The 3,743-nt window shown below is 69.5% G+C and carries 3 protein-coding genes and 1 pseudogene; 3 read left to right on the plus strand and 1 reads right to left on the minus strand.

Features of this window, described 5'->3' with window-relative positions; translation table 11 throughout:
• Together G6020_RS03795 and G6020_RS03800 are read left to right on the plus strand one after the other, a co-directional pair.
• Window positions 1-256: pseudogene (locus tag G6020_RS03795) on the plus strand (GTP-binding protein); the annotation flags it as partial.
• Window positions 257-440: 184 nt separating this feature from the next.
• Window positions 441-1,331, plus strand: coding sequence for a LuxR C-terminal-related transcriptional regulator (locus tag G6020_RS03800; protein ID WP_182609704.1), 891 nt, complete (start codon window positions 441-443; stop codon window positions 1,329-1,331).
• A 110-nt stretch (window positions 1,332-1,441) separates the two neighbouring features.
• Here G6020_RS03800 and G6020_RS03805 read toward each other — a convergent pair whose 3' ends face one another.
• Window positions 1,442-2,029, minus strand: a complete 588-nt coding sequence (locus G6020_RS03805) for a cob(I)yrinic acid a,c-diamide adenosyltransferase (RefSeq protein WP_179524633.1) — start codon at window positions 2,027-2,029, stop codon at window positions 1,442-1,444.
• Between the two features lie 145 nt (window positions 2,030-2,174).
• Between G6020_RS03805 and murA the strand changes: the two genes are divergently transcribed.
• A complete protein-coding gene (gene murA, locus G6020_RS03810; RefSeq protein WP_179524634.1) occupies window positions 2,175-3,458 on the plus strand; it encodes a UDP-N-acetylglucosamine 1-carboxyvinyltransferase in 1,284 nt (427 codons plus the stop codon).
• The last annotated feature ends 285 nt before the right edge of the window (window positions 3,459-3,743 follow it).

Consider the following 3,743-nt stretch of genomic DNA (forward strand, 5'->3'; position numbering starts at 1 on the left):
GATGGTGATGATCGGCGTCGATCTCGACGACGACGAGGTGACCCGGTTCCTCGACGACTCCGTGCTGGCGCCGGGGGAGGCGGTCGACGCGGACGCCGATCTGGGCCTGCACCCGTACCTGGTGGGCGACCCGGACTCCAGTGACGTCGAGGAGTGGATCTACGACGAACAGCGCGTCGCGCCCCTCACCGGAGCGGCCGCGATGCTGGCGGATCCCGAGGATCCCGAGGCATTCGATCCAGCTTTCACTCCCTGAGTGCACTCCGGTTGGGAAGCGGGGTGGGGCACCCCCGGGGACATCGGTCGTCGGCGGCCGACTGGGATCGGCATCAGCCCGGCCACGTGCGTATAGTGGCGCTGACGATGGTGATGTGTGGCACTTGCGGGGGGTCGTCCCCTACTCGCGGTGGGGGTATGCCACGGACGTGGGAGGAGACCTCATGGACGAGGAGAATGCCGGCCGTGGTGTAGCCGGGAGTGCCGCGAGCGATGCGCAGCGGCGTCGGCGTGATCTGGCGTCCGTCCGCAGCGCGATCTCCGCCCTGCGGGAGGCCACGGGCATCCCGGTGACCATCGGTGGGGTCGTCGGAGAGGGCCACACCCTCGTGCTCTCCGAGTCCCTCGGGATGCGGACTTCGGCGATGAAGGATCTCATGATCCACTACGGCGCCGGGGTCGGCGGCCGGGTCATGGCGACCGGTAAGCCGGTCGGTGTGGCCGATTACCCGCGCGCCGGTGTGATCACTCACGAGTACGACCTGCCCGTGCTGTCCGAGGGGTTGCGGTCGATGGCGGCGATCCCGGTCGTGGTGGGCAAGGACGTGCGGGCCGTGCTCTACGCCGGCGTGCACTCCTCGGTCCGTTTCGGCGAGAAGGTCCTCAATCAGATGGCGGCCACGGCCCGCGCCCTCGAGCAGGAGATCGCGGTCAACGACGCCCTCGCGGCCCGAGGCGCGGCCCCGATGGGCCCGGGAGCGGGTGAGGGGCGCTGGGACGACGTCCTGTCCAACGAGCGCATGCGCGACACCCATGCCCGGCTGCGGATGCTGGCCTCCCGGACCGAGGACCCGGACGTGCGTGCCGAGCTCGAACGGATCTGCGCCGAGATGGTCTCCCCGCCGCCGGAGATGCCCACGGCACGCCTGTCGCGCCGCGAGCTCGACGTGTTGGCCTGCGTCGCGCAGGGCAAGACGAACATCGAGACGGCCGCCGACATGGGGATCGGTGCGGAGACGGTGAAGAGCTACCTGCGCTCGGTCATGCGCAAACTCGATGCGCACACCAGATTCGAGGCGGTCAACGCGGCGCGTCGGATGGGCGTTCTGCCCTGACCCCCGGGGCGGCTGCACGCTCGGGCACGGCGGTTCGGGGACAGCGGAGCGGCTCGGGCACAGGAGAGCGGCTCTGGCACTGCGGCCGGGGTCCGGGAGCTCCGGATTAATCAGCCGCGATCGGCGCCGCGCTCGCCGCCGGGAACCCAGAGGACGTCGCCCTCCGGATTGGCCACCCGTCCCAGGACGAACAGAAGGTCCGACAGGCGGTTGAGATACTTGGCCGGCAGCACGGACGTGGTCTCGGGGTATGCCTCGACGGCGGCCCAGGCGGCTCGCTCGGCGCGCCTCACCACCGTCCGGGCGACGTGCAGGTGGGCGGCGCCGGGGGTTCCACCGGGCAGGATGAACGAGGTCAGGTCGGCGAGTTCGGCGTTGAACTCGTCGATCCACCCCTCCAGTCGCTCGATGTAGGACTGCTCGATCCGCAACGGGGGGTACTCGGGGGCGTCGACAACAGGAGTGGAGAGGTCGGCCCCGGCGTCGAAGAGGTCGTTCTGTACGACCCGGAGCACGGAGGCGATGCGGCTGTCGAGATCGCCGCAGGTCAGGGCTACCCCCAGGGCGGCATTGGCCTCGTCGCAGTCCGCGTAGGCGTCCAGTCGGGCGTCGTTCTTGCTCACCCGGGAGAAGTCGGACAGTCCCGTGGTGCCGTCGTCGCCGGTCCGGGTATAAATCTTGGTGAGATGCACAGCCATGACGCCAACCTACGCGTGCGCGGTCGAGCGGTCGCGTGGTCGCCTCGCCCGGTCGCGCGTTGCCGTGGTCGCCTCGCCCGTTCGCGTGGCCCCGAGGGTGCGCGGGCTCCGCTGGTCGCCCCGGTTCTCGCCTAAGGTGGACCGCGTGAGCGGTAACCCCACGTCCCGCGAGGAGAGCTTCCTCGTCACCGGCGGCACCAGACTGGCCGGCGAGGTCTCTGTCGCCGGCGCCAAGAACAGCGTGCTCAAGCTGATGGCGGTGGCACTGATGGCGGAGGGGCGGACCACACTGACCAACTGCCCGGACATCTCCGACGTGCCCGCGATGGCCGACGTGCTGCGGCACCTGGGGTGCACCGTCGAGATCTCGGGCGGAACGGTGGTGATCGACACGCCGGCGGACCTGGGGCACGTCTCGGACGACAAGGCCGCGCAGCGACTGCGGGCATCCGTCTGCATCCTCGGGCCCCTCGTCGGTCGCTACCACCGTGCCGAGCTGGCGATGCCGGGCGGAGATGCGATCGGGGACCGGCCACTCAACTGGCACCGCGAGGCGCTCGAGAAGCTGGGCGCCACCACGAGGATGGATCACGGCCGACTGGTCGCCGAGGCCACCGAACTGACGGGCGCCAGGTACACGCTCGCGTTCCCCTCCGTGGGTGCCACGGAGACTTTTCTGTTCGGCGCGGTTCTGGCCCGCGGCACCTCGACGCTGGTCAACGCCGCCCGGGAACCAGAGATCGTCGACATCTGTGACCTGTTGTCCAAGATGGGTGCCCGCATCAGCGGGGCCGGGACGAGCACCATCACCATCGACGGTGTCGAGACACTGACGCCGGTGAGTCACCGGGTGATAGGGGACCGGATCGTCGCCGCCACCTGGGCGATGGGCGCCGTGATGACGCGGGGTGACGTGACCGTCACCGGCATCGATCCCATGTTCATCCACGTGGTGCTGGAGAACCTCCGCGGCGCGGGGGCGCAGGTCTCGACCGGTCCGGACTGGGTCCGGGTCATCCAGGAGGGCCGTCCCCGCGCGCGGGACGTGCGGACCCTGCCGTTCCCCGGCTTCCCGACCGATCTCCAGCCGATGGCGATCGCCCTCGCCTCCGTGGCGGACGGCGCGTCCGTGATCACCGAGAACCTCTTCGAGGCACGATTCCGCTTCGTCGAGGAGATGGTGCGCATGGGAGTCGATGCCGAGACCGACGGGCACCACGCAAAGATCCGGGGCCGTGAACGCCTGGACTCCGCGACCGTGTGGGCCAGTGACATCCGCGCCGGCGCGGGCCTGGTCCTCGCCGGGATGTGCGGGGACGCCGTGACCGAGGTCTGCGAGATCTTCCACATCGACCGCGGGTACCCGGACTTCCTCGAGAAGGTGCGGTCCCTGGGGGGCCGGATCGAGCGCGTCGACACCCACAGGTGACGCGAGCGGCCTCGCGGCTTTCTGGCCGTTGACCTGGCGATTTGCGTTTGGGTTCACGTCTGCGTAACTTATTGGAAGTCGCCGAGAGCGAGCCCGGACCGAGAGGCCCGGGCCGAGGCAGGTGGCGGTTTTCAGATGGTTGTGCGGGCCCGGTTTTGACTTGGTGGGTCTGTGTGGCTAGGCTGGAGAAGTTGCCCCGAAATGGGTGGCGAAGAGTGTGAGTCCCTCGTGATCCGGTGGTCGGTGACTGTCCGGGGAGCGGTGTGGTGGTGTTGTTTGAGAACT

Origin of the sequence: Dietzia sp. B19, assembly GCF_014145155.1 — a bacterium.
Taxonomy (GTDB): Bacteria; Actinomycetota; Actinomycetes; order Mycobacteriales; family Mycobacteriaceae; genus Dietzia; species Dietzia natronolimnaea.